Origin of the sequence: Leifsonia sp., from assembly GCF_051955155.1 — a bacterium.
GTDB lineage: Bacteria > Actinomycetota > Actinomycetes > Actinomycetales > Microbacteriaceae > Leifsonia.
The window spans coordinates 1-24,843 of record NZ_JBQCGZ010000181.1 but is presented as its reverse complement, the minus strand read 5'-3'; the positions used below and the strand labels follow the sequence as shown (position 1 = coordinate 24,843).

Annotated in this window: 21 protein-coding genes; 13 read left to right on the top strand and 8 right to left on the bottom strand. The window is 69.5% G+C overall.

Features of this window, described 5'->3' with window-relative positions; all coding sequences use genetic code 11:
• Window positions 1-65: 65 nt before the first annotated feature.
• Window positions 66-554 carry a Cys-tRNA(Pro) deacylase gene (ybaK, locus tag ACTHMF_RS19670; RefSeq protein ID WP_314149322.1) on the bottom strand — a complete coding sequence of 163 codons (489 nt, stop codon included), beginning with the start codon at window positions 552-554 and terminating at the stop codon, window positions 66-68.
• Entirely contained in the window at window positions 554-2,674 is a 2,121-nt protein-coding gene (gene glgX, locus ACTHMF_RS19665) for a glycogen debranching protein GlgX (RefSeq protein ID WP_440319954.1), read from the bottom strand. Before glgX ends, ybaK begins: the two co-directional genes overlap by 1 nt.
• A 62-nt stretch (window positions 2,675-2,736) precedes the next feature.
• On the opposite strand from glgX, the gene ACTHMF_RS19660 reads away from it, so the two are divergent.
• The 12 genes from ACTHMF_RS19660 to ACTHMF_RS19605 all read left to right on the top strand — a co-directional run bounded on the left by ACTHMF_RS19660 (window position 2,737) and on the right by ACTHMF_RS19605 (window position 16,570).
• On the top strand, window positions 2,737-3,915 hold the full coding sequence (locus tag ACTHMF_RS19660) for a cysteine desulfurase family protein (RefSeq protein ID WP_440319953.1): 1,179 nt from the start codon (window positions 2,737-2,739) through the stop codon (window positions 3,913-3,915).
• Window positions 3,916-4,072: 157 nt separating this feature from the next.
• The gene (gene mnmA, locus ACTHMF_RS19655; protein ID WP_314149638.1) at window positions 4,073-5,173 is read left to right on the top strand and encodes a tRNA 2-thiouridine(34) synthase MnmA; all 1,101 of its coding nucleotides are present in this window, start codon (window positions 4,073-4,075) and stop codon (window positions 5,171-5,173) included.
• 131 nt (window positions 5,174-5,304) lie between these two features.
• Window positions 5,305-7,560, top strand: a complete 2,256-nt coding sequence (ligA, locus tag ACTHMF_RS19650) for an NAD-dependent DNA ligase LigA (RefSeq protein ID WP_314149637.1) — start codon at window positions 5,305-5,307, stop codon at window positions 7,558-7,560.
• Between the two features lie 157 nt (window positions 7,561-7,717).
• On the top strand, window positions 7,718-9,100 hold the full coding sequence (locus ACTHMF_RS19645) for an alpha/beta hydrolase (protein WP_440319950.1): 1,383 nt from the start codon (window positions 7,718-7,720) through the stop codon (window positions 9,098-9,100).
• A gap of 22 nt (window positions 9,101-9,122) precedes the next feature.
• Window positions 9,123-10,904 carry an alkaline phosphatase family protein gene (locus ACTHMF_RS19640; protein ID WP_440319948.1) on the top strand — a complete coding sequence of 594 codons (1,782 nt, stop codon included), beginning with the start codon at window positions 9,123-9,125 and terminating at the stop codon, window positions 10,902-10,904.
• 46 nt (window positions 10,905-10,950) lie between these two features.
• Entirely contained in the window at window positions 10,951-11,262 is a 312-nt protein-coding gene (gene gatC / locus ACTHMF_RS19635; RefSeq protein WP_440319946.1) for an Asp-tRNA(Asn)/Glu-tRNA(Gln) amidotransferase subunit GatC, read from the top strand.
• 8 nt (window positions 11,263-11,270) lie between these two features.
• Complete coding sequence (gatA, locus tag ACTHMF_RS19630) at window positions 11,271-12,818, top strand: Asp-tRNA(Asn)/Glu-tRNA(Gln) amidotransferase subunit GatA (protein ID WP_314148705.1); 1,548 nt, start codon at window positions 11,271-11,273, stop codon at window positions 12,816-12,818.
• Complete coding sequence (gene gatB, locus ACTHMF_RS19625) at window positions 12,818-14,317, top strand: Asp-tRNA(Asn)/Glu-tRNA(Gln) amidotransferase subunit GatB (protein WP_314148706.1); 1,500 nt, start codon at window positions 12,818-12,820, stop codon at window positions 14,315-14,317. Before gatA ends, gatB begins: the two co-directional genes overlap by 1 nt.
• Window positions 14,314-14,847 (top strand): GNAT family N-acetyltransferase, encoded by a 534-nt coding sequence (locus ACTHMF_RS19620; RefSeq protein ID WP_314148707.1) that lies wholly within the window; start codon window positions 14,314-14,316, stop codon window positions 14,845-14,847. Before gatB ends, ACTHMF_RS19620 begins: the two co-directional genes overlap by 4 nt.
• A gap of 4 nt (window positions 14,848-14,851) precedes the next feature.
• Window positions 14,852-15,409: a YbaK/EbsC family protein gene (locus ACTHMF_RS19615; protein WP_440319943.1), complete on the top strand. Its 558-nt coding sequence runs from the start codon at window positions 14,852-14,854 to the stop codon at window positions 15,407-15,409.
• A gap of 17 nt (window positions 15,410-15,426) precedes the next feature.
• Window positions 15,427-16,314 carry an oxygenase MpaB family protein gene (locus ACTHMF_RS19610; RefSeq protein WP_440319966.1) on the top strand — a complete coding sequence of 296 codons (888 nt, stop codon included), beginning with the start codon at window positions 15,427-15,429 and terminating at the stop codon, window positions 16,312-16,314.
• A gap of 52 nt (window positions 16,315-16,366) precedes the next feature.
• Window positions 16,367-16,570: a hypothetical protein gene (locus tag ACTHMF_RS19605; protein ID WP_440319942.1), complete on the top strand. Its 204-nt coding sequence runs from the start codon at window positions 16,367-16,369 to the stop codon at window positions 16,568-16,570.
• A gap of 111 nt (window positions 16,571-16,681) precedes the next feature.
• Here ACTHMF_RS19605 and ACTHMF_RS19600 read toward each other — a convergent pair whose 3' ends face one another.
• From ACTHMF_RS19600 to ACTHMF_RS19585, 4 genes are all read right to left on the bottom strand, one after another.
• Window positions 16,682-17,743, bottom strand: a complete 1,062-nt coding sequence (locus tag ACTHMF_RS19600) for a YaaC family protein (protein WP_440319940.1) — start codon at window positions 17,741-17,743, stop codon at window positions 16,682-16,684.
• A 74-nt stretch (window positions 17,744-17,817) separates the two neighbouring features.
• Window positions 17,818-18,390, bottom strand: coding sequence for a hypothetical protein (locus tag ACTHMF_RS19595; protein WP_440319938.1), 573 nt, complete (start codon window positions 18,388-18,390; stop codon window positions 17,818-17,820).
• A gap of 128 nt (window positions 18,391-18,518) precedes the next feature.
• Window positions 18,519-21,035 carry a hypothetical protein gene (locus tag ACTHMF_RS19590; RefSeq protein ID WP_440319936.1) on the bottom strand — a complete coding sequence of 839 codons (2,517 nt, stop codon included), beginning with the start codon at window positions 21,033-21,035 and terminating at the stop codon, window positions 18,519-18,521.
• On the bottom strand, window positions 21,032-22,120 hold the full coding sequence (locus tag ACTHMF_RS19585) for a tyrosine-type recombinase/integrase (protein WP_440319934.1): 1,089 nt from the start codon (window positions 22,118-22,120) through the stop codon (window positions 21,032-21,034). The genes ACTHMF_RS19590 and ACTHMF_RS19585 overlap by 4 nt, the downstream gene beginning before the upstream one ends.
• 155 nt (window positions 22,121-22,275) lie before the next feature.
• Here ACTHMF_RS19585 and ACTHMF_RS19580 point away from each other — a divergent pair, with 155 nt between their 5' ends.
• Window positions 22,276-22,581 carry a PaaI family thioesterase gene (locus tag ACTHMF_RS19580; protein ID WP_440319964.1) on the top strand — a complete coding sequence of 102 codons (306 nt, stop codon included), beginning with the start codon at window positions 22,276-22,278 and terminating at the stop codon, window positions 22,579-22,581.
• Between the two features lie 22 nt (window positions 22,582-22,603).
• On the opposite strand, the gene ACTHMF_RS19575 is transcribed toward ACTHMF_RS19580, so the two are convergent.
• Together ACTHMF_RS19575 and ACTHMF_RS19570 are read right to left on the bottom strand one after the other, a co-directional pair.
• A complete protein-coding gene (locus ACTHMF_RS19575; RefSeq protein WP_440319932.1) occupies window positions 22,604-24,298 on the bottom strand; it encodes a long-chain-fatty-acid--CoA ligase in 1,695 nt (564 codons plus the stop codon).
• A 9-nt stretch (window positions 24,299-24,307) separates the two neighbouring features.
• Window positions 24,308-24,843, bottom strand: a 536-nt coding sequence (locus tag ACTHMF_RS19570; RefSeq protein WP_440319930.1) for an NAD(P)H-binding protein, incomplete at its 5' end; no start/stop codon positions are given.

The following is a 24,843-nucleotide window of genomic DNA, read 5'->3' as shown; positions in this document are numbered from 1 at the left end:
ACATTTGTGCCAAATGTGGGCAATCGCGCGGCGGGAGCCGACATTTGCGCCAAATGTAGGCAGCGCTACTTGGCGATGGCGGCGTAGCGGCCGGAGACGGCGACGAGCAGGTCGTCCGGGGCCAGCTCGATGTCGAGGCCCCGACGGCCGCCGGAGACGAACACGGTGTCGAAGAGCTGGGCGGTCTCGTCGACGACCGTGACGTGCGCGGTCTTCTGGCCGACCGGCGAGATCCCGCCGACGACGTATCCGGTGCGGCGCTCTGCGACGGCCGGGTCGGCCATGCTCGCACGCTTCGCACCGACAGCGGAGGCGAGCGCCTTGAGGTCCAGCATCCCCGTCACCGGGACGACGCCGACCACGATGCCGAGCTCGGTGTCGGCGAGGAGCGTCTTGAAGACCCGGTCCGGCTCGACGCCCAGCGCGGCCGCCGCCTCCAACCCGTACGACGGGGCGGCCGGGTCGTGCTCGTAGGGGTGCACCGAGAACGGGATGCCGGCGGCCGCGAGCGCGACCGTCGCCGGGGTGCCGGAGGAGGCGGTGCGCTTGGCCATCAGGCGTCCGTCCCCGCCGCGTCCGTCCCGGCCGCGCCCGGCTCGACGCGCGGTCCGTTCGCACGGTAGAGCTGCATCGACGTCCCGCCGACCAGACGGGTGGAACCGGGCGGGAGCTCGGCCCCGTCCTCCTCGATCGGGACCTCGGTCGCGCTGTCCCAGAGCAGCTGGTACGAGGTGACGCCGGGGGCCGCGGGCAGCGACACCTCGACGTCGTCCTCGACGCCGTGCACGATCAGGAGCACCCGGTTGAACTCCTCCTTGTCCGGCGTCGACGCGGCCAGGTACTGCAGGGTGCGGTTCTCCGGCGAGTTCCAGTCCTCGTCGTCCATCAGGGCGCCGGACGCGTCGTACCAGTCCATGTGGCTGGCGTTGGGCGTCGTCTGGCCGAGCACCGCGAACCGGCTCGGCCGCAGCGCCGGGTTCTCCCTGCGCAGCTGGAGCAGCCGCTTGGTGGTGTCCGCCAGCTCCCGCTGCTCACGCGTGCGCAGCCAGCTCAGCCAGGTCAGCTCGCTGTCGTGGCAGTAGGCGTTGTTGTTTCCGCGCTGGCTGCGCCCGTACTCGTCGCCCGCGGTGATCATCGGGACGCCGGCCGACAGCAGCAGGGTCCCCATCAGGTTCCGCATAGCCTTCCTGCGGTCGAGCAGGATGCGCTCGTCCACCGTCGGGCCCTCCACGCCGTGGTTGAAGGACCGGTTGTTGTCGGTGCCGTCGCGGTTGTCCTCGCCGTTGCCGAGGTTGTGCTTGACGTCGTAGGCGGTCAGGTCGGCCATCGTGAAGCCGTCGTGCGCCGTCACGAAGTTCACCGACGCGAGCGGGCCGCGCTCCGGCGAGAAGGTGTTGGAGGAACCGGCCAGCCGGGTCGCGAAGCCGCCGATCCCGATCGGCGCCTGGCCGTTGCGCCTTGCGCCCTCGATGTCGGCGAGCCAGAAGTTCCGCACCCGGTCGCGGTAGCGGTCGTTCCACTCCGACCAGCCGTCTCGTCCGTCGACGGGGCCGGGGAAGTTGCCGGTCTGCCAGCCGCCGAGCCCGACATCCCACGGCTCGGCGATCAGCTTGGTGTCCGCGAGCACCGGGTCGTGGAGGACGGCGTTGATCAGCGGGTGCTCCCGGCTGTAGGAGGCGTCCTCGCCGCGGCCGAGGGTGACGGCGAGGTCGAACCGGAAGCCGTCGATCTGGACCTCCTGCGCCCAGTAGCGCAGCGAGTCCAGCACCAGACGCTGCGGCACCGGGTGGCCGAAGTCGACGGTGTTGCCGCAGCCGGTGACGTCGATGTAGACGCCGGCGTCGTCGTGCCGGTAGTAGGTGGCGTTGTCGATGCCGCGCAGGCTCGTCGTCGGGCCGCCGATGCCCTCCTCCGCGGTGTGGTTGTAGACCACGTCGAGGATCACCTCCAGGCCGGCCTCGTGCAGCAGCTTCACCATCCCCTTGAACTCGGCGAGCACCGCGTCCGGCCCGGCAGCCTGCGCGGATCGGGACGCGTACGGCGCGTGCGGGCTGAAGAAGTTCAGCGTGTTGTAGCCCCAGTAGTTGGTGAGCCCCTGCTGGATGAGGCGCTGCTCGGACACGAACGCGTGCACCGGCAGCAGCTCCACCGCGGTGACGCCGAGGTCCTTCAGGTAGGCGATGGTGGACTCGTGCGCGAGCCCCGCGTACGTTCCGCGCAGCTCCTCCGGCACGTCCGGGTTGAGCCGGCTGATGCCGCGCACGTGCGCCTCGTAGATCACGGTGTGGTCGAGCGGGGTCCGCGGCTTGCGCGAGGAGCCCCAGTCGAAGCCGTCGGCGATGACGGTGGAGCGCCACTCCTCGGCCGAGACCCGCACGAGCCCGCGCGCGTACGGGTCGAGCAGGAGCGTCTCGGCGTTGAACACGTTCGCGGGCGCCGTCGGGCCCGCCACCCGGATCGCGTACCTGGTGCCGACCTGCAGCGTGCGCGAGCGGCCCACCCACACGTTCCCGCCGTCCTTGGTCATCGGCACGGTCTTGACCAGCCAGTTGGGGTCCTTGGCGTCGAAGATGCACAGCTCCATTGCGGTGGCGTTCTCGGAGTACACCCGGAGCTCGCCGCCATGCTGGCTCACGCGGACGCCCAGGTTGCGCAGAGGATCGGCGGAGGTCATGCGATCTAGAGTAGTGAACGGCTCCTGAACGCTCGGGCCCGGCAGGGGCAGGAGGAGGAAGCGTGCCGGTCTACCTCGACCACGCAGCGACGACGCCGATGCGACCGGAGGCCGTGGCGGCCTTCACAGGCGCGCTCGGTGTCGTCGGCAACCCCTCCAGCATCCACAGCCAGGGCCAGCAGGCGCGGCGGATGCTCGAGGAGGCGCGGGAGGCGGTCGCCGCGACGCTCGGCTGCGACCCGGTGGAGGTCGTGTTCACCTCGGGAGGGACCGAGGCGATCAACCTCGCGGTGAAGGGGATGTACTGGGCGCGGAACGCCGATGCTGCCCGCCCGCGCATCCTGGTGCCAGGGGGAGAGCACCACGCGACGGTCGACACGGTCGAATGGCTGGAGCGCGCGGAGGGCGCGCGGCCGCAGTGGCTCCCGCTCGACGCGGAGGGCCGCATCCTGCCGCCGTCGTTCGCCGACAGTGCGGACGTGGCGCTGCTGACCATGCTCGCGGTCAACAACGAGGTCGGGACGGTGCAGCCGGTGGCGGCGCTCGCCGCGGACGCGCGGGCCGCCGGCGTCCCCGTGCACGTGGACGCCGTCGCCGCGTACGGGCACCAGCCGATCGACTTCGCCGGCCTCGGGGTGGACGCGCTGAGCGTGTCGGCGCACAAGATCGGGGGACCGGTCGGCATCGGGGCCCTTGTGCTGGCGCGGAGCTCGGCTGTCGTGCCGCTGATCCACGGCGGTGGGCAGCAGCGCCAGGTGCGCAGCGGAACGCAGGACGTCGCGGCCGCCGTGGCCTTCGCGGCCGCGGCGACGGCGACCGCCGCGGAGCTCGCGACCGAGCCGGCCCGGCTGGCCGCGCTGCGCGACCGGCTGATCCGCGGCGTGCTCGCCGCAGTCCCCGAAGCGGTGCTGAGCGGGCCCGCGCCGGAGACGGGGGAGCGCGTCGCCTCCAACGCGCACTTCGTCTTCCCCGGCGCGCAGGGCGACTCGCTGCTGTTCCTGCTCGACATGGCGGGCGTCTCCGTGTCTACGGGATCGGCGTGCCAGGCCGGCATCCCGGAGCCGTCGCACGTGCTGCTGGCGATGGGCAGGAGCGAGCAGGAGGCCCGCGGGGCACTCCGGTTCACCCTCGGACGCACGTCGACGGAGGCGGACGTGGACGCACTGCTCGCGGCGCTCCCGTCCGCGTACGCGCAGGCGGCCCGCGCCGGACTCGCCGACCGCGCGCCGCGGCTCGCCTGACCCGCGCCCGCCGCCGCGAGGGTCCGCGTTTTGGCGCAAATGTGGGCTACACGGGTGGCGTCCGCCGCGATTTTGCGCAAATGTGTGCTGGACGGTCGGGGACGGGCGCGATTTTGCGTAGATGGGGCGGCCAGCCGGGGCGGCGTAGAATCTTCCGGTGCGAGTTCTAGCAGCGATGAGCGGTGGTGTCGACTCCGCGGTGGCGGCGGCCAGGGCCGTCGAGGCGGGGCACGACGTGGTCGGCGTGCACCTCGCGCTCAGCAGGATGCCGGGCACGCTGCGCACCGGAAGCCGCGGCTGCTGCACGATCGAGGACTCGATGGACGCGCAGCGCGCCGCGAACGTGATCGGCATCCCGTACTACGTGTGGGACTTCTCCGAGCGCTTCACGCTGGACGTGGTCGACGACTTCATCGCCGAGTACTCCGCCGGCCGAACGCCGAACCCGTGCATGCGCTGCAACGAGCGCATCAAGTTCGCCGCGCTTTTGGAGAAGGCGCTCGACCTCGGCTTCGACGCGGTCTGCACCGGCCACTACGCGAGCATCCGCACCGACGCGGCCGGCAACCGCGAGCTGCACAGGGCGAGCGACTGGGCGAAGGACCAGTCCTACGTGCTCGGCGTGCTGACCACCGAGCAGCTCGCGCACGCGATGTTCCCGCTCGGCGCGACGCCGTCCAAGGCCGAGGTGCGCGCGGAGGCGGCGGCGCGCGGCCTCAGCGTGGCGAACAAGCCGGACTCGCACGACATCTGCTTCATCCCGGACGGCGACACCCGCGGCTGGCTCGCCGAGCGCGTCGGCACGGCCACCGGCGACATCCTGGACCGCGACGGCAACCGGCTGGGCTCGCACGAGGGTGCGCACGCGTTCACCGTCGGGCAGCGCAAGGGCCTGAACATCGGCGTCCCGTCGCCGGACGGCCGCCCGCGGTTCGTACTGGAGGTGCGGCCGAAGGAGAACACCGTCGTCGTCGGGCCGAAGGAGGCGCTCGAGATCGCCGAGCTCGCCGGGTCGCGGTTCACCTGGGCGGGCTTGCCGCCCGCGGATGCCGGGAACCCGTTCGCGTGCGACGTCCAGATCCGCGCCCACGCCGACCCGGTCCCCGCGGTGGCGCAGGTGCGCGACGGCGAACTGGTGATCCGCCCGGAGCAGCCGCTCGGCGGGGTCGCACCCGGGCAGACGGCCGTCGTCTACGTCGGCACGCGCGTCCTCGGCCAGACCACGATCGACCGCACGGTATCCGCCGTCCCCGCCTGACGCCGCCCTCCCGCCCGTTCACGTTTCGTGACGAATCGTCGTCGTTCGTGACGAACGGCCGCAATTCGTGACGAATCCCGGCAGGAGTGGGAAGCCGGGGAGCGTCGGAGGGGGTCGGTAGGCTTGGAAACGTGGCGAACGAGACGACGGACGACGACCTCGCGCGTGCGCGCGCGGAGGCGCAGCAGCTGACCACCCGCATCCTGGAGCTGCGCGACGCGTACTACGAGCGGGACACCGTGCTCGTCAGCGACGAGGAGTACGACCGCATGATGCGGGGGCTCGAGGAGCTGGAGCGGCTGCACCCCGAGCTGCAGAGCCAGGACAGCCCGACCCAGACGGTCGGCGGCCGCGCGCAGACCACGCTCTTCGCGCCCGTCCAGCACGCCGAGCGGATGCTCAGCCTCGACAACGTGTTCTCGCTCGAGGAGTTCGAGGCCTGGGCCGCGCGCGTCGAGCGCGACGCCGGCCGCCGGGTCGACTACCTGTGCGAGCTGAAGATCGACGGCCTCGCCATCAACCTCCGCTACGAGAACGGCGTCCTGGTCTCCGCGGCCACCCGTGGCGACGGCGTCGTGGGGGAGGACGTCACAGAGAACATCCGCTACATCCCCGCGATCCCGGCCCGGCTCGCCGGCGACGGTCCGTTCCCGCCGCTGGTGGAGGTGCGCGGCGAGGTGTTCTTCCCCGTCGCCCAGTTCGACGAGCTCAACGAGCACCAGCAGGAGGCGGGCGAGCGCGTGTTCGCAAACGCCAGGAACGCCGCGAGCGGCTCGCTGCGTCAGAAGGCCGAGGGCAAGAACCCCGCGCAGCTCGCGCTCATGCGCGACCGGCTGCGCCGCCTGCACATGCTCGTGCACGGCATCGGCGCCTGGCAGAACCCTCCGGTGGACTCGCAGTCGAAGACGTACGAGCTGCTGAGCTCCTGGGGGCTGCCGACTTCGACCCACTACCGCGTGCTGGACGACGCGAAGAAGGTGGACGAGTTCATCGAGTACTTCGGGGCGCACCGCGGCAGCGTCGAACACGAGATCGACGGCATCGTGATCAAGGTGGACGAGCTGGCCCTGCACGACGAGCTCGGCGCGACCTCGCGTGCGCCGCGCTGGGCGATCGCGTACAAATACCCGCCGGAGCAGGTCAACACCAAGCTGCTCGACATCGTCGTCAGCGTCGGCCGCACCGGCCGGGCAACGCCGTTCGCGGTCATGGAGAAGGTGCGCGTCGCCGGCTCCGAGGTGCGCCAGGCGACCCTGCACAACCAGGACGTGGTGAAGGCGAAGGGCGTGCTCATCGGCGACACCGTCGTCCTGCGCAAGGCCGGCGACGTGATCCCGGAGGTGCTCGGCCCGGTCGTGGAGCTCCGCGACGGCACCGAGCGCGAGTTCGTGATGCCGGAGAACTGCCCCGAGTGCGGCACCCGGCTGGCCCCGGCCAAGGAGGGCGACATCGACCTCCGCTGCCCGAACTCCGAGTTCTGCCCCGCCCAGGTTCGCGGCCGCGTCGAGCACATCGGCTCGCGCGGCGCGCTCGACATCGAGGCTCTGGGCGAGGTCGCGGCCGCCGCCCTCACCCAGCCGCGCTTCCCGGAGCGCCCGCCGCTGCCGACCGAGGCCGGCCTGTTCGGGCTGGAGCTGAAGGACCTGTTCCCGATCGAGGTCGTCGTCCGCGACTCCGAGACCGGACTGCCCAAGCTCACCGACGCCGGAACCGAGAAGGTGGACACCCCGTTCCGGCGCCGCAGGCAGAAGAAGGACGGGCCGTTCGATCCCGCGGCGGCGGAGTTCTCCGGCGACGAGACGTTCGTGCCGTCGAAGTCCGCCGTCGAGCTGCTCGGCAACCTCGCGGCGGCGCGGACGAAGCCGCTGTGGCGCATCCTGGTCGCGCTCAACATCCGGCACGTCGGCCCGGTCGCCGCGCGCGCGCTCGCCGACCACTTCGGCTCGCTCGACGCGATCCGGTCGGCCGGCCGGGAGGACCTGGCCGCCGTCGACGGCGTCGGCGGGATCATCGCCGACGCGGTGCTCGCCTGGTTCGAGGTCGACTGGCACCGCGAGATCGTCGAGCGCTGGGCGGCCGACGGCGTGCAGTTCACGACGCCGGGCCACCCCGGTCCCGGCAAGGCGGCCGAGGGCGGCGGCGTGCTGTCCGGTCTCACGGTCGTCGCGACCGGGACGCTGGAGGGCTACACCAGGGAGGGCGCACAGGAGGCGATCATCGCGGCCGGCGGCAAGGCGGCCTCCAGTGTCTCCAAGAAGACGGACTTCGTCGCCGCGGGACCGGGTGCCGGATCGAAGCTGGCGAAGGCCGAGGAGCTGGGCGTCCGCATCCTGGACGCCGCACAGTTCAAGAAGCTTGTGGAAGAGGGACCGTCGGCGCTCGATTAGCGGTCCGTCGGTTTGTGGACAGGATACAAGTTCTCCCCCTGAATCGGGGGTAGAACGACCGGCCGACGGTCATCAACCTACCGGTAGAGTCGGGGTGTGCGCTGCCCGTTGCGCACGAAAGGCATAGCTCGCACGCTCTCGGAGGGACCCGGACGGAGTGCTGGTCGGCTTTGCGGCAGTATCCATCGTCACCTCGGTCGTCAGCGGACTCACCGGGGCCATTGCCATGTCCGCCGATGCGCAATCCGCGACCGTCGCCCCCGCCTCGCACGTCGCGACGCTGACCAGCGCGCCGGGCTCCGTCGGGGACGCCCCGGCGAGCTCGGGAGGCTCCGGCACCTCCGGCGCCTCCGCCGCGACCGGCGTGCTCGGCTCCATCCAGGCGGTGGACCCCGCCGCTCTCCCGGGTTTCCTCGGGGCGCACACGGCCGACCTCGACCGGCTGCTGACGGCGCCGCCGCCCGCCGCCGACGTGAGCACCCTGTGGCGTCTGCTCGACCCGGCCCGCCAGAAGGCGCTGCTGCACGCCGCGCCGCACGTGGTCGGCAACCTGGAGGGCATCCCGTACGCGGTGCGCGGAAAGGCGAACGCGCTCGACCTGTCCCGCACGATGAGCCGGGCGAAGGAGCGGCTGAGCTCCGAGCACGGCAAGGCGGAGCGCGTCGCGCTCAAGCAGCAGCTGACCACGCTCGGCAACGTCGCGGCGGCGCTGAAGAAGAAGGACGGCGTCACCCGCACGCTGGTCTCCCTCGACCCGTCGGAGAACGCGAAGGCGGCCATCGTCGTCGGCGATCTGAGCACCGCGCGGTTCGTGAGCGTGCTCGTCCCCGGCATGTACATGTCCGTTGGCGAGCAGATCGAGGCCTGGGCGGAGGTCGCGCAGGACCTGCACGACACCGAGACCGGCTTCCTGAAGCGCTTCCTCGGACCCCGCTCAGCAGGCGCGGCGCCGGGCGTGGCCGTCGTGGCCTGGATCGGCTACCAGACGCCGATGCTGATGAACATCGGCGGGATGCAGCTGGCCAGGGAGGGCGCCGACAGCCTGGAGCGGACGCTGCAGGGCATCCGAGCGATCCGCCAGGACGACCCGCCCTACCTGAGCGTGTTCGCGCACTCGTACGGATCGACGGCGGCGCTGCTCGCGCTCGAACGGCACACGGTCACCGTCGACGCGCTCGCTCTGATGGGCTCGCCCGGTTCTGACGCCCAGTCGGTCCGCGACCTCGCGGTCCGCGACGGCAACGTGTTCGTCGGCGAGGCGCCGATGGACCCGATCGTCAACAGCGCGTTCTTCGGCAGCGACCCCGGCTCTCCCGCCTACGGCGCGAAGCCGATGGGCACCCAGGGCGCCGTGGACCCGATCACGCACCGCACGCTCGCCGGCTCCAGCGGCCACAACGAGTACTTCACCGCCGGAACCGAGTCGGTCAGGAACCTCGCGCTCATCGGCATCGACCAGGGCCGGCTGGTGCTCGGCTCCTCGGCCGGTTCGCCGGGTTCCGGCGACACCCCGGAGACGTCCGCGGCGGCCTCGCGCTGACGCCGGGCGCATAATGGGGGCGATGCAGCCGGACGACACCGCTCCCGCCGACCCCGAGGGTCCGCTCGCCCACCCTGAGCGGTCAGAGGCGCGCAGCGCATCCCGCCGCAGCTTCCTGAAGGGCGCGGGGCTCGTCGCGGCGGGCGCCGTCGCCGGCGGCGCCGCGGGAGGCGCGGCCGGAGCCGCCATCGCCGCCCAGCAAGCCGCCCGGCCCGCCGCGCCCGGGGAGTCGGGGGAGGAGTACCCGCCGCTGCCGCCGCGCGCGAAGCCCGGCTTCGACCACCTCGTCGTGCTGATGTACGAGAACCGCTCGTTCGACAACCTGCTCGGCTACCTGTACGACGAGACCACGCTGCCGGAGGGCGAACGCTTCGACGGCCTCGCGTTCGGCCGCTACGCGAACCCGGACCCGGCCGGCGGCGACATCCCCGTGCACCCGTACTCCGGCACCACCGACTTCGTGATGCGGCAGCCGTCGCCCGACCCCGGCGAGTTCTACCCGCACGTGAACACCCAGCTCTTCGGCATCGTCGACCCGCCGTCGAACGCGGACGCCGACCTGCGCGAGATGAAGCCGCCGTACAACGCGCCGCCTGCCGGAGCGAAGCCGACGATGACGGGATTCGTGCGCGACTACATCGGCGTGCTGCGCAAGGACACCGGGCGGGAGCCCGGACGGGACGACTACCGCAGGATCATGGGCGCCTTCACCCCGGACATGCTGCCCGTGTTCTCCACCCTCGCCCGCCAGTTCGCGGTCTGGGACGACTGGCACTGCGCCGTTCCGTCGCAGACGTTCTGCAACCGGTCGTTCTTCCACGCCTCCACCTCGCACGGGTTCGTCGACAACGGCGGCGCCGGCGGGCTGCGCAAGTGGTTCGATCCCGCGAACGCCGCGCCCACCATCTTCAACCGGCTGGAGGACGCGGGCAGGAGCTGGCGCGTCTACTTCGACGACCGGCAGCTGGTCTCGCTCACCGGGTTCATCCACGCGCCGGTCCTGGAGCCGTACTGGAAGACGAACTTCCGGACCATGACCGACTTCTACGCGGACGTGGCGGAGGGCACCCTCCCGGACTACGCGTTCGTGGAGCCGCGGCTGATCTACGACCACAACGACATGCACCCGCCGGGAGGGCCGGAGACCGCGGAGGACGTCGACGGCACGGTCGTCGTCGGCGGCGCGATCTCCGACGTGCGGGCGGGGGACCTGCTGCTGCACCGCGTCTACTCGGCGATCCGGTCCTCGCGCAGCGCGTCGGGCTCCAACGCGCTGAACACCATGCTGCTGGTCACCTTCGACGAGCACGGCGGCACCTACGACCACGTCCCGCCGGGGAAGGCGACGCCGCCGGACGACAGCGGGCCGGGCGAGAACGGCTTCGGGTTCGACCGGCTGGGCCTGCGCGTTCCCGCCATCGCGATCTCCGCGTACACCGAGCGCAACACGATCCTGCACGAGGAGATGCACCACTCCGCCGTCATCGCGACGCTGTGCAAGAAGTTCCGGATGCCGCACCTCACCGAGCGCGACCGGGGTGCGCGGACCATCGACGCCGCGATCAACCGGTCGACGCCGCGCCAGCCGGGCACCTGGCCGGACACGCACCCGCAATTCCTGCCGGCGAACCCCGAGGCGGACGCGCCGGCGCCGGGCGACGAGGACCGCCCGCTCAGCCCGCCCGGCATCGGGCTGGTCGGCCTGCTGACAGCGCGCTACGGGCAGCCGGAGGATCGCGTCCCGCGCACGTACAAGGAGGCGTACGACGCCGTGAACCGGCTGGGGCGCGGGCTGTTCGGCTGACCCTAGAATTGAGAGCATCCACCCAGAGAAGCTCACGGAGACCCACGTGCCTGAATCGAACGCTGTGGAAATCAGCGCAGAACAGGTCGCATACCTGGCGAACCTCGCCAGGATCGACCTCAGCCCGGAAGAGATCGAGTCGCTCACCAGCGACCTCGGCCAGATCGTCGAGGCGGTCGCCAAGGTGCAGGAGGTCGCGGGTCCCGACGTCCCCGCCACCAGCCACCCGCTGCCGCTGACCAACGTCTTCCGGCCCGACGAGGTGCGGCCGTCGCTGACGGTGGAGCAGGCGCTCTCCGGCGCCCCCGACCGCGAGGGCGACCGCTTCCGCGTCGCCAGCATCCTGGACGAGGAGTAGACGAGAGCATGACCGACCTGACCAGACTCTCCGCGTCCGCGCTCGCGGGCCTGCTCGCCGCGGGCGAGGTCTCCTCCGTTGAGGCCACCCGCGCGCACCTGGACCGCATCGAGGCCGTCGACCAGGACGTGCACGCGTTCCTGCACGTCGCCGCCGAGAAGGCCGTGCGCACCGCGGCCGAGATCGACGGGCGCCGGGCCGCTGGCGACCCGCTCGGGCCGCTCGCCGGCGTCCCCGTGGCGATCAAGGATGTGCTCGCGACCGACGACATGCCGTCCACCTCCGGCTCGAAGATCCTCGAGGGCTGGGTGCCGCCGTACGACGCGACCGTCGTGCGCAAGCTCCGCGAGGCGGACCTCGTCCCGCTCGGCAAGACCAATATGGACGAGTTCGCGATGGGCTCCTCCACCGAGCACTCCGCATACGGCCCGACCCGCAACCCGTGGGACCTGGAGCGCATCCCCGGCGGCTCCGGCGGTGGCTCCGCCGCCGCGGTCTCCGCGTTCGAGGCTCCGCTGGCGCTCGGCTCCGACACCGGCGGCTCGATCCGCCAGCCCGCCGCCGTCACCGGCTCGGTGGGCGTCAAGCCCACCTACGGCGGCGTGAGCCGGTACGGCGCGATCGCGCTCGCCAGCTCGCTCGACCAGGTCGGCCCCGTCTCCCGCACCGTGCTCGACGCCGGCCTCCTGCACGACGTGATCGCCGGGCACGACCCGTTCGACTCCACCTCGCTCACCGACAGCTGGCCGTCGATGGCGGACGCGGCCCGCGCCGGTCTCGCCGACGGCGCCCTGCGCGGCGTGCGCGTCGGCGTCATCCGCGAGATCGCCGGCGACGGCTTCCAGGCCGGCGTCAAGCAGCGCTTCGACGAGGCGCTCGCGCTGCTCGAGGGCGCGGGGGCGGAGATCGTGGAGGTGAGCGCGCCGAGCTTCGAGTACGCCGTCGCCGCCTACTACCTGATCCTGCCCGCCGAGGCCTCCAGCAACCTCGCCCGGTTCGACTCGGTGCGCTTCGGTCTGCGGGTCGACCCGGCCGAAGGACCCGTCACCGTCGAGCGCGTGATGTCCGCGACCAGGGACGCCGGCTTCGGCCCCGAGGTCAAGCGCCGCATCATCCTCGGCACGTACGCGCTGAGCGCCGGCTACTACGACGCCTACTACGGCAGCGCCCAGAAGGTCCGCACGCTCATCCAGCGCGACTTCTCTGCCGCGTTCGAGAAGGTGGATGTGCTGGTCAGCCCGAGCGCGCCGACCACCGCGTTCAAGTTCGGCGAGAAGCTCGCCGACCCGATGGCGATGTACCTCAACGACATCACCACCATCCCCGCGAACCTCGCCGGCGTTCCCGGCATGGGCCTGCCGATCGGCCTCGCGCCGGAGGACGGCCTGCCCGTCGGGATGCAGCTGATGGCGCCGGCCCGCGCCGACGCCCGCCTCTACACCATCGGCGCCGCGCTCGAGCGGCTGCTGGAGGAGAAGTGGGGGCACACGCTGCTCAGCCAGGCGCCCGATCTGAGCGCCACCGAGATGTTCGCGAGCGAAGAGGGAGCCGTCTGATGGCCAAGGTCGAACTGATGGACTACGACAAGGCTCTCGAGCTGTTCGAGCCGGTGCTCGGCTTCGAGGTGCACGTGGAGCTGAACACCGCGACCAAGATGTTCTGCGGCTGCGCGAACGAGTTCGGTTCCGGCGCGAACACGAACACCTGCCCGACCTGTCTCGGCCTTCCAGGCGGCCTGCCGCAGGTGAACCAGAAGGCGATCGAGTCGAGCATCCGCCTCGGTCTCGCCCTGGGCTGCGACATCGCGGAGTCGAGCCGGTTCGCCAGGAAGAACTACTTCTACCCCGACCTGGCCAAGAACTTCCAGACCTCGCAGTACGACGAGCCGATCGCGCACGACGGCCGGGTCACGATCGAGCTGGAGAACGGGCGCGAGCTCACCATCGAGATCGAGCGAGCGCACATGGAGGAGGACGCGGGCAAGCTGACCCACATCGGCGGCGCGACCGGCCGGATCCAGGGCGCCGACCACTCGCTGGTCGACTTCAACCGCGGCGGCGTCCCGCTGGTCGAGATCGTCACCAAGATGATCGAGGGCGCGGAGGCGGACGCCCCCGAGGTGGGCCGCACCTACGTGCGGGCCATCCGGGACATCGTGAAGGCGCTCGGCGTCTCCAACGCGCGCATGGAGGAGGGCAACGTCCGCTGCGACGCGAACGTCTCGCTCCGCCGCCGCGGCACGGACACGCTCGGCACCCGCACCGAGACCAAGAACGTCAACTCGCTGCGCTCGATCGAGCGCGCCGTGCGCTACGAGATCCAGCGTCAGGCCGCGATCCTGGAGGCCGGTGGCGCGATCGTGCAGGAGACGCGGCACTGGCACGAGGACACCGGGACGACCTCCGCCGGTCGCCCGAAGTCGGACGCCGACGACTACCGCTACTTCCCGGAGCCGGACCTGGTGCCAGTCGCGCCGAGCCGCGAGTGGGTGGAGGAGCTGCGCGGCACGCTGCCCGAGCAGCCCGCCGCGCGCCGCAAGCGCCTGACCGCGGAGTGGGGCTTCACCGCCCTGGAGTTCCAGGACGTCGCGAACGCCGATCTGCTCGACGAGCTGGAGGCGACCATCGCCGCCGGTGCCACGCCGGCTGCCGCGCGCAAGTGGTGGACGGGCGAGATCGCCCGTCTGGCGAACGCGCAGGGCGTGCCGGCCGGGACGCTCGTCGGCCCGCAGCACGTGGCCGAGCTGGCCGCGCTGGTCGAGGCGGGGACGCTCACCGACCGCCTGGCGCGCCAGGTCCTGGAGGGCGTGATCGCGGGCGAGGGATCGCCGCAGGAGGTCGTCGACGCGCGCGGGCTGGCCGTCGTCTCCGACGACGGCGCCCTGATCGCCGCGATCGACGACGCCCTGGCCGCCCAGCCGGACGTGCTGGAGAAGATCCGCGACGGCAAGGTGCAGGCCGCCGGCGCGGTGATCGGCGCCGTCATGAAGGCGATGAAGGGCCAGGCGGACGCCGCGCGCGTCCGGGAGCTGGTCCTCGAGCGCGCATCCCAGTGACCGGCACGCTCGCGATCGAACGCGTCACGGAGGCGAGCGCGGAGGCCACGGCCGCCGCGCTCGCCCCCGTGCTGATCGACACCGTCGCCTCCGGCGCGAGCGTCGGCTGGATCGAGCCGCCGTCGGCGCAGGACGCGACGCGCTGGTGGGCGCAGCTGCTGGCCGACCCGGACGCGGAGACCTGGGTCGCCCGCGACGGCGACCGGGTGCTCGGCACGATCACGCTGGTGCGCGCCAGCAAGCGCAACGGCCCGCACCGCGCCGAGGTGATCAAGCTCATGGTGCACAGGGACGCGCGCGGCCGCGGCATCGCGCCCGCGCTGATGGCGGAGCTGGAGGCGCACGCCGTCGCGGCCGGGTTGACCCTCCTCGTGCTGGACACCGAGTCCGGCAGCCTCGCGGAGTCGCTGTACACGCGCTGGGGCTGGCAGACGGTCGGCGCGATCCCGGACTACGCGGTGCGGCCCTCCGGCGCGCTCGGCCCGACGACGGTGATGTACAAGCGGCTCGGAGAAGCCGGACTACGGTAGGCGCATGGGCGTCTTCACTCTCGGTGGGCTCACCACCGCCCCCGCCGCATCCCGGACCGACCTGCTCGCGCCGGGAGCGATCGCCGCGCTGATGGAGCTCGGCTGGCTGGAGGACGTCGGCGTCGTCGAGATCGATCCCGACGTCTCGGACACCGCGGCGACGAAGGAGCGGTTCGGCCTGGACGCCGCGACGCTCGCGAACTGCGTGGTCGTCGGGGGCAAGCGCGAGGGCGTGGAGCGGATCGCCGCCTGCATCGTCCTCGCCACGACGCGCGCGGACGTGAACGGCGCCGTGAAGCGGCTGCTCGACGTCCGGAAGGCGTCGTTCCTGCCGATGGACCGCGCGGTCGAGCTGACCGGCATGGAGTACGGCGGGATCACCCCGATCGGCCTTCCCGCCGAATGGCCGGTCCTGGTCGACGCGCGCGTCGTCGCGACCGATGTCGTCATCATCGGGTCCGGCGTGCGCCGCTCGAAGATCCTGCTGCCCGGCCGGCTGCTCGGCGAGCTGCCGTCCGCGCGCGTCATCGAGGGCCTCGGCCTGGAGGTCGCCGCGTCGTGACCACGCAGGTCGACCGGATGCTCGGGCCGGTGCGATCCCGGCTCATCGAGACGCTCTCGGGGCGCTCGGACCGCATCCCGTCGTGGGTGCTGCGGCTGGAGGACGGCGAGGACGAAGGCTTCTTCGCGCCGGGAAGCGCGCCGTGGGTCGTGCACGGCGGGATGCCGACGCTGGTCGCTGGCGTGCGCGCGCTGCTGCTGCAGGCGCTCCACCCGGGCGCCCTGGCCGGGGTGCGCGAGCACTCCCGCTACCGCGAGGACCCGCTCGGCCGGCTCGCCGGGACGATCCAGTGGATCCACACCGTCACGTTCGGCAGCCGCGGCCAGGCCGTTGCGAGCTCGGAGATGGTGAAGACCCTGCACCGCGCGGTGGTCGGGACGTACGTGGACGGCCACGGGACGAGCAGGCCGTACTCGGCGAACGACCCCGATCTCGCGGCGTGGGTGCACGTGGCGTTCACGGACGCGTTCCTGACCGCACACGAGAACTGGGGCTCGCCCATCCCGGGCGGCGCAGACGGCTACGTCGCCGAGTGGGCGAAGGCGGGGGAGCTGATGGGGGTGCAGGACCCGCCGCGCACCGCGGCCGAGCTGCGCGAGCGCATCGACGCCGCGACCGACGCCGGGGAGCTGCGCGGCGGCCCGGAGGTGGAGGAGATCGTCCGGTTCATCCGGCGCGCACCGCTCTCGCCGGTGCTGCGGCCGTCGTACCGGATCGTGTTCCGTGCCGCGGTGTCCACGCTGGAGCCACGGCACCGGCGGATGCTCGGCCTGCCGGAGCGCGACCGCGTCCCCGTGCACGCGGCGACCGGGCTCGTCCTGCGCGGCGCCGGTGTGCTCCTCGGCGAGCGGACTCAGGCCGAGCTTTCGGCCCGGCGGCGCCTGGCGCGACTCGCTGGCCGTTGACCCGGTGGGCCGATACGCTCGGCAGTGACCACCTGCCCCGGAAGGAGAGCGAGTGAGCGAGCGAAGCCGAACCGTGCACTGGGAGGATCCGGCGCCCGGCGTCGCGGTGATGCCGAGCATCAGCGGGCTGGAGTACCTGCACCGGATGATCGCGGGCGAGCTGCCTCCGCCTCCGATCGCCGCGCTCATGGGCATGGCGCTCACGGAGGCGGAGCCGGGGAAGGCGGTGTTCGTGTGCGACCCCTTCCTTATCTGACCGGTAAACGCCCGCGTCCCCGACAACTCGCGGGTCTTGGCCCGAGTGATGTGTCAGGCAGTGTCAATCACTACGAGAGGTGAAGCGGAGTAACAAGTGGGCGGCGTTGCGTCAGCCAACTAGGTGCTCTTCCAGTGCTATCCGCGACGAAACCGCGAGGAGGAAGTTTTCACAGGCCCGATCTACCCAACTAGTGAAGAGCCACCAGTGCCCGGACCCTCTGAGCTCTTCGACGTGGTGGGGGCGGTACCTCACCATGTTGCTGAGATGGAGCATCACGGCGAAGGTGATGGCCTCCGTCGATACCAGGTTGAGGTGAGGTGACAAGGTAACGCTGTCTCGCGGCTGCGCCAGCGAGCGGTTTCGAACGATGAGCGATCGGTCGAAGGCTGCCCTCAATTCGGCCAGCGGTCCCGGCATTTGGGCATACGCCACTGTCTTTGTTAGTTGGTAGGTCGCCGTTGGGCCGCTACCCGCATCAACTAGGTCGAACGAATCGGCAAATGCGGCGGCTCGAGCGAGCAAGCCGCGCGGCGTGAGGCTCGCCTCACGCAGGACGTTGCGTGACACTTCCACTGTGAGCCACGCCTGCTTGTTGGGCCTCGACCCCTCCGATTCCACTCGTACAGACTCGATAGGGACCAGGGCTGGGGGTGTGCCAAACGAACTTGAGAAGAGGTCGGTGCTTTCCGCTAGGTATGGCATCAGCCGAGAAAGCTGCATCACTCCGGGTTGCCATGAGAAGCCGCGGCCGGTCTTAGCAGCAAGGAGCTGGAAGACCCCGCTCTTACTCACCTTGAACCGCTCCTGGTAAAAGTCGTATGGAGTCCCAGGGCCCGCCGGATCCTGACCAATCCCATGCATCAGCGAGTTTGCTGCGGTTGTGTCGGGGTCTATTGCTGTCAGGTATGCCTTTGCGGCGTTTAGCACGAAGTAGTAGCCGAGGAGAGGTTTCGCCACCGGGTCCGCGGGAGTTGCAGCTTCGTAATACTGGCGCGCCTGATTCACGTATGCCTTCAGCCGAGAGCGTGCCTGCTGATCGAGCCGGGGGCTTCCCGCACGTTGCAGTGCTGTTTCTCCAGCAGCCGCAGCAATGTCTAGCGTGGACCAGAGGTCCGCTACCGAGGCGCGTGGAGAAATTGGACGGCTGAACGAGCCAACGCCCGCGACCACTAGCCTGCCTTTACTGGCGGTCGCCTGGCCGACGCGCGCAGCGGGCGGTCGTCCGGCGCTAGATGACGTTGATGTCACGAGATACCTTCACCGTCAGGAGACAATGTCCGCGATGCGGAGCCGAGTGCTATCACATCATCTGTCGCTCGAAGCTCAATGTCCCGGCGGTGCTCTGAGATCGGAATCACGTCGGAACCGGCGGGGGTCAGCTCTCTGATGGTCTCCTCATGAGCTAGCCGCGAGGCTTCGAGATCGCCCTGAAGGATTCTGGTTTGCCGCCTGAGTTCGTCGTTGTCGCGTTTCAGGCGTACGACTTCGCCCGTGAGCCGATCGTTCGCGATGCGTAGGGCTACGAGCTCTTCCTCGCTAATGGCCGGCGATAGCTGCGAACCTAGCCAACGACGCCGTTGTTCTTGGAGCGCTTCAATCTGGGCGTTCTGTTCCCTGATCTTCCGCTTCTGGCGCTCTGTGGCGCTCAGCAGGGTCGCCCTTTCCGCGCGGAAGCCTCTCTCGGCCGCGACGCGCGCGGCAGCTGTGCCAGCCGCGGTGGTCGGAACCTTCTGGTCGGCGGCAGCGTCTCGGACCCGGCGGACCAGCTCCTCCTTGCTGTGAATGAACTCCCGCGAAACGTTGGCGGCCCTCGCCACCGAAGACACAGAAACGGCCTCACCCGAGCGCGATAACGAATCGATCGCTTCTAGAACGGCGGACCTCTTAGCGGAGGAGACGGAAGCTCTATGCGCCCTAAGAGCCTCGGTTGCAGCCTCGCTCGCCATTAGATCTCACCCGTCAGGATCTTGCGGATGTCGATGGTTCGCGGCGCGCTCGCTCGCCGCCGGATGTCCGCCATTTCATCGAGCGCCGCCCGGACAATTTCGCCTTCGGAGAAGTTCATCCCGTCGACGTATCGGTCGATTCCGTCGATGATTCGTTGGCAGTCTTGGATTCGCCCTTCATAGTGGCCGAGGACGTGCGACGGCGCCGAAATGACTCGAGCTCGTTCGAGCTTGACTTTGAGGTGTTGAAGCCTTGCTTGCATACCGTCCCTCTCGAGCGGGTCCACAAGAAAGAATGGGCAGGACTCGCAGGCGTTGTCGAGCGCGCAGGCGTGGCCGCCGGAAACGACGTTCTGGGGCTCGGTGCAATGCCCAAGGGACACGGCTAGTTTGGTGAAGTCGTTCCGCTCGGGGTCGATCGTCACTACCTGGCCGAGACTATTAAGCCTCCGGGGCGGGACGGCTTCCATAGCGCGTTTCCGACGTTTTGCGCTGACCTGGTAGTAGGCCATCGTCGTGTTGAAGTGCTTGTGGCCCATCAGGTCTCGCAGGACGTCTGGCTGGGTCGTGGATTGACCGTTCTCGTCGGTCGCGTCAGCGAGTCTCTGGGCGAATGCGTGACGGAACGAGTAAGCGTCGACGTCTGCGATTTTGAAGTCGATCGCCATACCGTCTGGACCTTCCGCGACGCCGGGGAAGGGGTGGTGCTCGGAGATGAATGTGGCGAACTCGCGGACCCTGGCGCTCAAGAACGCCGCTGGGTAATGGCGGTCAGCCGCAACGTGGCCTCTTGAAGGAAAGAGCCATTCTGACTTGACCCCGTGTTTCTTCTTGAGCTCTTTCCACGCGGCGATTACGTCTCGGGTCTCCGCGTGGATTGGGATTCTCTTGCCTGGTGCCCAGGGCGGTTTCCCCTGCTCCCATTCCAGGTACGGCGAACCTTCGTTGTCGTAAGAGACGCAATCGTCTTTCAAGCGCATCGTTTCGATCGTGCGCCGCCCCACTCGTTCCTGCAGGAAAATCATCACCCGCACCTCTGCAGTGGCGTACTCATCGCTGCGCCCGTAGGCAACGAGATGGTCCATCATCCAGTCGATGATCGGTTGTGGAACGAAGCGGTAAGCCTCGCCGGATGCGCTCGATCGTGACGGCTTACCCACCGCACGGTGTCGAACAGTGTTGACCGCGAACCCTGCTGGCACGTCCTTCCAGAGATCCGCGGTCGCCTCATCGAGCCGTGCAAACTGGATGATGCGAGCGAGGGAACCGATCCGAGACGCTTGAGTGTGTTCGCCCGTCCAGCGCTTCCTACACGCACGAATGATCGCGTCCATATCGGATAGCCCAAGGGCATCGCGCGGCGTCTTTCGAGCCGCAATGATCTCGTCTGCCGTCATCCAGACTTGGAGGGAGTGGTAGAGGTCGCCTCTTGATCTCGGGGCTGCCCGCATCCAGACCGCGAGTGTCTTTGCAATCCAGTCTTGGGTGAGCGGCCGAAGGTCGAGGACCGCGCGAGGGCCGGGCGGGTTATGCGTCGTCGCCTTGAGTTCAATGTCCCGCAGGTAGATGAGCCGGGGATCCCGATCATCAATCCCACTCCAAGCTCGATGTGCGTCGTCAATGTGGAGCTGCAGTTCGTTGTATAGGCCGCGGGCGTTTGTGTCGCTCGCTCTCAGACCGAGCATGGTCAATCCGACCGCAGACGTTGTCCCAAGCCGCCGAAGCCGACTGTAAGCCTGCCTGAGCTCCGTGGGATTGATGGCGGAGCGCCCGTTTTTGTCGCGGGTCTGACTTGCGTATAGCAACTCCCAGCGAAGCGGAGTGGGGAGCAGGAAGAAGGGGGTTCCGATGAGTGAGGCATAAGTGGAGCCTTCGTACCTGGGTTCGAACTGTTTGTGATCGATCCACGCGTCTACTTCCCAGTCGTCACGTCCATTCGCGGAAGCCCAGCGGCGTTGCCGGCGGTCGTGTTCGACGCAGAGAACAGACCGATTAAGTTGAGACTGGGCGCAGGACGGCACTATGCACATTTGGCGAAACGCCAGGGGTGCCGGGTTCGTCTCTTTGATCCAACTCGTCACGTCGGGATCGGCGTCGCGATTCACGCGCGCCCAGTATCGGTAATGGCCTCGATGATCGTGGCAAAGCCCTTGCGCGAAGTGGCTTCGCTCGCAGTCGTCGACCGAACACCCGATCTGAATCGTCCGCTTCCACGCCCTAGGGGTTGCCTTCCATTCTTCGAAATCGAGTCTGTCGTCGTTTCGTTCCTTCCACTCCTCAGCGCAGTCGTCACAGAGCTGTCCGTTGTTCATTACTCGCCCGCAGTTTGGCCGGCTGCACATCTTCGCCACCGTGAGGGGATTCGCGGGGTCTGGCAGGAAATGAAGGAGGTTCATATCGAACTCTCCTGGCCGCCACATCGGGTCGATTAGTGTCTGGAGGTGTTCGGCCCATTCAGAGCCCGCCCGTTCGTCCTTCGCCTTCGCGGTGGAGGCGGTGAGAGCTGCCAGGGTCACGCCGACTCCTCCAGGTTCACAGTGCGGGTAGGTAGATGCTGGAGCGCGGATTTCTTAGCGGCCTCGAGGTCATGTGTGTAGATCCGGGTTGACGAGATGTCGGCATGACCGAGGATCTCCTGCACCACGTCCAGAGCTACAGCCTCGCATTCGATCCCTCGCACCAGACGCGTCGCTAGCGTGTGACGCAGTACGTGTGGTCCAGTCATCGGGAAATTGATCAGTCGGCTGCAACGCCGAATGAGACGACGAGCGCTCGAGTAGGTCATCGCGCGCCCGTGCTGGCTGGGCCCGTACATGTTGGCGAACACATGCTGAGTTGAGTCACTGTCAAGCCGCCTCGCCCGCTCAATCAGGTAGTCCACGTACGCCTCTACGACGCGCTCGTTCACGTAAAGCATTCGTTGGCCGCTTTTCGGGCGAGCACCGTTCTCGGTTTCGTTCGGTTCGCCGACGTGAAAGTGCGGCTCGAGGTACATGCAATCGAGCTCGGGACTGCCGCCCCCGAAATGCATATCCTTCGTGAAAAGCGAGAGCGCTTCGCCGATCCGAATGCCGGTGTAATAGAGGAGGTCAATGAGAAATCGGTCACGGGGACGGAGTTCCAGGTCCATCAGTCGTTTGCGCGCTCCGCTGTCGCTGATCCATTCGATCTCAGCGTCCTCAGATGCGCCCGCCGGCCGGAGCAACTCTACGAGTACCTTGCGCCGTGAACCGTGTTCCCCGCCTCCCGGAGTGCCGGCCGGGAAGTACTTCATCTCCGTCATCCGGGACGCCACGTCGACAGCGATCAGCCCTTCGACGTACGCCCACTCGTAGAACCCTCGGAGAGGGATCAGCCACTGGGTAACCGTGTCAGCGTTCCTCTGGGTCCCATCGGCTTGCGGGCTCGAGAGGATGCGACGCCACATCGCGAAGTGCGAGAGTGATGCCGATCGCCAATCTGTGGTCTGTGCTGTCCAGGAAAGGTACGCGGCCAGGCGTCGCCCGTAGGCAACGACAGTGTTCGGTGAGCGCTCGACGTCGCTTAGGAACGAGAGCCACCCGGAGGCTGAGTGCAGCTCGTCGTCCGTGTCGATGATCACGTACCGAACTTTGCCGCTCGGGAGAATCGCCCAGTCCAATCGGTAGCGGTCAGGCGTCATGGCCTCAAGCTACTGACAGGTGGACGAGCGAATCGTCAGACACGCGGTCCCGCACCTAATCATGGACAGTGGATGACAGGCGCCGTATTAGCTAGATAACCGACGAGTCGCACTACAACCCGATCGGAACGGTGCACGGCGGGCTGGTCTGCACGCTGCTGGACTCCGCCCTCGGCTGCGCCGTGCAGTCGACCCTGCCGCAGGGCCAGGGCTACACGTCGATCGAGATCAAGGTCAACTACCTGCGCCCGGTCTTCGCCACGAGCGGGCCGCTGACCTGCGTGGCGACCGTCACGAAGCCCGGCAACCGGGTCGCCTTCGCCGACGGCGTCGTGACGGACGGCTCCGGCAAGACGGTCGCGACGGCGACCGGCTCGCTGCTGGTCTTCCCGATCGGCTGAGCACCGGGGGGCAGCGGCCGGCTCACGCCTGCTGATCCTTCAGGAGCTGGTCGCGGACCTTCCTCCGGATGACCTTGCCGACGATGCTGCGCGGCAGATCGTCCACCTGGACGATGTGCTTCGGCACCTTGTACGGGGTGAGGCACTCGCGCGCGTACGCGCGCATCGCGGCCTCGTCGAAGGAGGCGCCGGGCTTCATGACGACCGCGGCCACCACATCCTCGCCGCCGCGGCGGTGCGGCAGGCCGACCACGGCGACGTCTTCGACGCCCTCGAACGGGCGGAGCGCGTCCTCCACCTCGGTCGGGGAGACGTTGAAGCCGCCGGTGACGATCAGCTCCTTGATGCGGTCGACGATGCGCACGAAGCCGTCCTCGTCCATCGTCACGATGTCGCCGGTGCGGAACCAGCCGTCGGAGGTGAGCACCTTCGCGGTCTCCTCGGTGCGCCGCCAGTAGCCGGAGAACACCTGCGGGCCGCGCGCGAGCAGCTCGCCCTCCTCGCCGAACGCGCGGTCGACGGACGGGTCGTCCGGATCGGCGACGCGCAGCTCCGTGCTCGGCAGCGGCAGGCCGACGGTGCCGGGCCGCCGGGTGGCGCCGACCGGGTTCGCCATCAGCACCGGCGAGCACTCGGACAGCCCGTAGCCCTCGACCAGGAAGCCGCCGGTCTTCTGCTCCCACAGGTCCACGATCGTCTGCGGGAGGCTCATCGCCCCGGAGATCGCGATCTGGATGCCGGAGAGCGAGATGCGGCGCTTCTCCGCCGACTGCACGAGCCGCTCGTAGATCGGCGGCACCGCGGGCAGGAACGTCGGCGGGCGCTTCTTGACCACGTCGAGCACCAGGTCGGGGTCGAACTTCGGGAACAGCACCAGGCGCGCGCCCATGCTCATCGCGAAGGTGAGGCAGAGGGTCAGGCCGTAGGCGTGGAAGAGCGGGAGCACGGCGTAGACGACGGAGCTGCCGCGCTCGATCGTGGGCACCCAGGCCCGGGACTGCGCGGCATTCACCGCGAGGTTGCTGTGGCTGAGCATCGCGCCCTTCGGCGTGCCCGTGGTGCCGGAGGTGTACTGGATGAGCGCCAGGTCCTCGCCCTCCGGGCGCGGCACCGACGCCTTCAGCCGGCGGGAGGAGACCAGCGCCTCCCAGGTGACCGTCCCGGACACCGTGGTCGTGAGCTGGTCGCGCGCCTTGCGGGCGGCCGGCACAGGGAGGCGGAGCGCGAAGCGCTTGGCCGCCGGCATCGCCCGGGTGATGTCCACCGAGATCACGGTGCTCACGGCGAGGTCGGCCGGGAGATCCTGCACGGTCCTGGCGACCTTGTCCCAGACGATCGCGACGGTCGCGCCGTGGTCCTCGAACTGGTGGCGCAGCTCGCGCGGGGTGTACAGCGGGTTGTGCTCGACGACGACGCCGCCGAGACGCAGCACCGCGTAGAACGCGACGACGTGCTGCGGGCAGTTCGGCAGCACGAGGGCGACCCGGTCGCCCTTGCGGACGCCGCGCTTGCGCAGGCCCTCCGCGGCGCGGGCGATCTGGTCGCCGAGCTCCGCGTACGTCGTGGTCGCGCCGAAGAACTCCAGCGCGATGTGGGAGCCGTAGGTGGCGACCGAGTCGTCGATCAGGTGGGCGAGGGATCCGGCGGGCACGTCGACGTCGGCGGGCACGTCCGGGGCGTAGCTGGACACCCACGGACGTTCGCTGTAGATAGTCACACGGGAAGCCTACGGTGCTGCGGTCAGCGACCGCACCGCCTCCTCGATCGGGGTGTCGCCGGCGATCGCCTCCCAGGTGCGGCCGATCGTCGCGTTCTCGCCGAGGCAGACGGCGATCAGCAGGGCGACGTCCTCGCGGGAGATCGAGCCGCGCGGGACGCTCTCGCCGAGCTGCACGCGGCCGGTGCCCTCCTCGAAGGTGAGGCCGCCGGGTCGCAGGATGGTCCAGTCCAGCCCGGATTCGCGGAGCCGGGCGTCCGCGTCCCGCTTGGCATCGACATAGGCGCGCCAGACCGGCTCCGCGTCCGCGGCGAGGGGGGCGTCGACGCCCCACGCAGACACCTGGACGAACCGGCGGATGCCGGCCTTCGCGGCGGCCTCCGCCGACTTCACCGAGCCTTCGTAGTCGACCGTGCGCTTCCGCTCGATGCCCGAGCCGGCGCCGGCGCCCCCCGTGAACACCACGGCGTCGCAGCCGGCGAACCCCTCGGCGATGGCGTCGACGTCCGCGCGCGCGATGTCCAGGAGGACGCCCACGCCGCCCC

Coding starts and splice junctions, on each gene's coding strand:
- ybaK (WP_314149322.1), bottom strand. CDS start 554: ATGGCCAAGCGCACCGCCTCCTCCGGCACCCCGGCGACGGTCGCGCTC.
- glgX (WP_440319954.1), bottom strand. CDS start 2,674: ATGACCTCCGCCGATCCTCTGCGCAACCTGGGCGTCCGCGTGAGCCAG.
- ACTHMF_RS19640 (WP_440319948.1), top strand. CDS start 9,123: ATGCAGCCGGACGACACCGCTCCCGCCGACCCCGAGGGTCCGCTCGCC.
- gatA (WP_314148705.1), top strand. CDS start 11,271: ATGACCGACCTGACCAGACTCTCCGCGTCCGCGCTCGCGGGCCTGCTC.
- gatB (WP_314148706.1), top strand. CDS start 12,818: ATGGCCAAGGTCGAACTGATGGACTACGACAAGGCTCTCGAGCTGTTC.
- ACTHMF_RS19615 (WP_440319943.1), top strand. CDS start 14,852: ATGGGCGTCTTCACTCTCGGTGGGCTCACCACCGCCCCCGCCGCATCC.
- ACTHMF_RS19610 (WP_440319966.1), top strand. CDS start 15,427: ATGCTCGGGCCGGTGCGATCCCGGCTCATCGAGACGCTCTCGGGGCGC.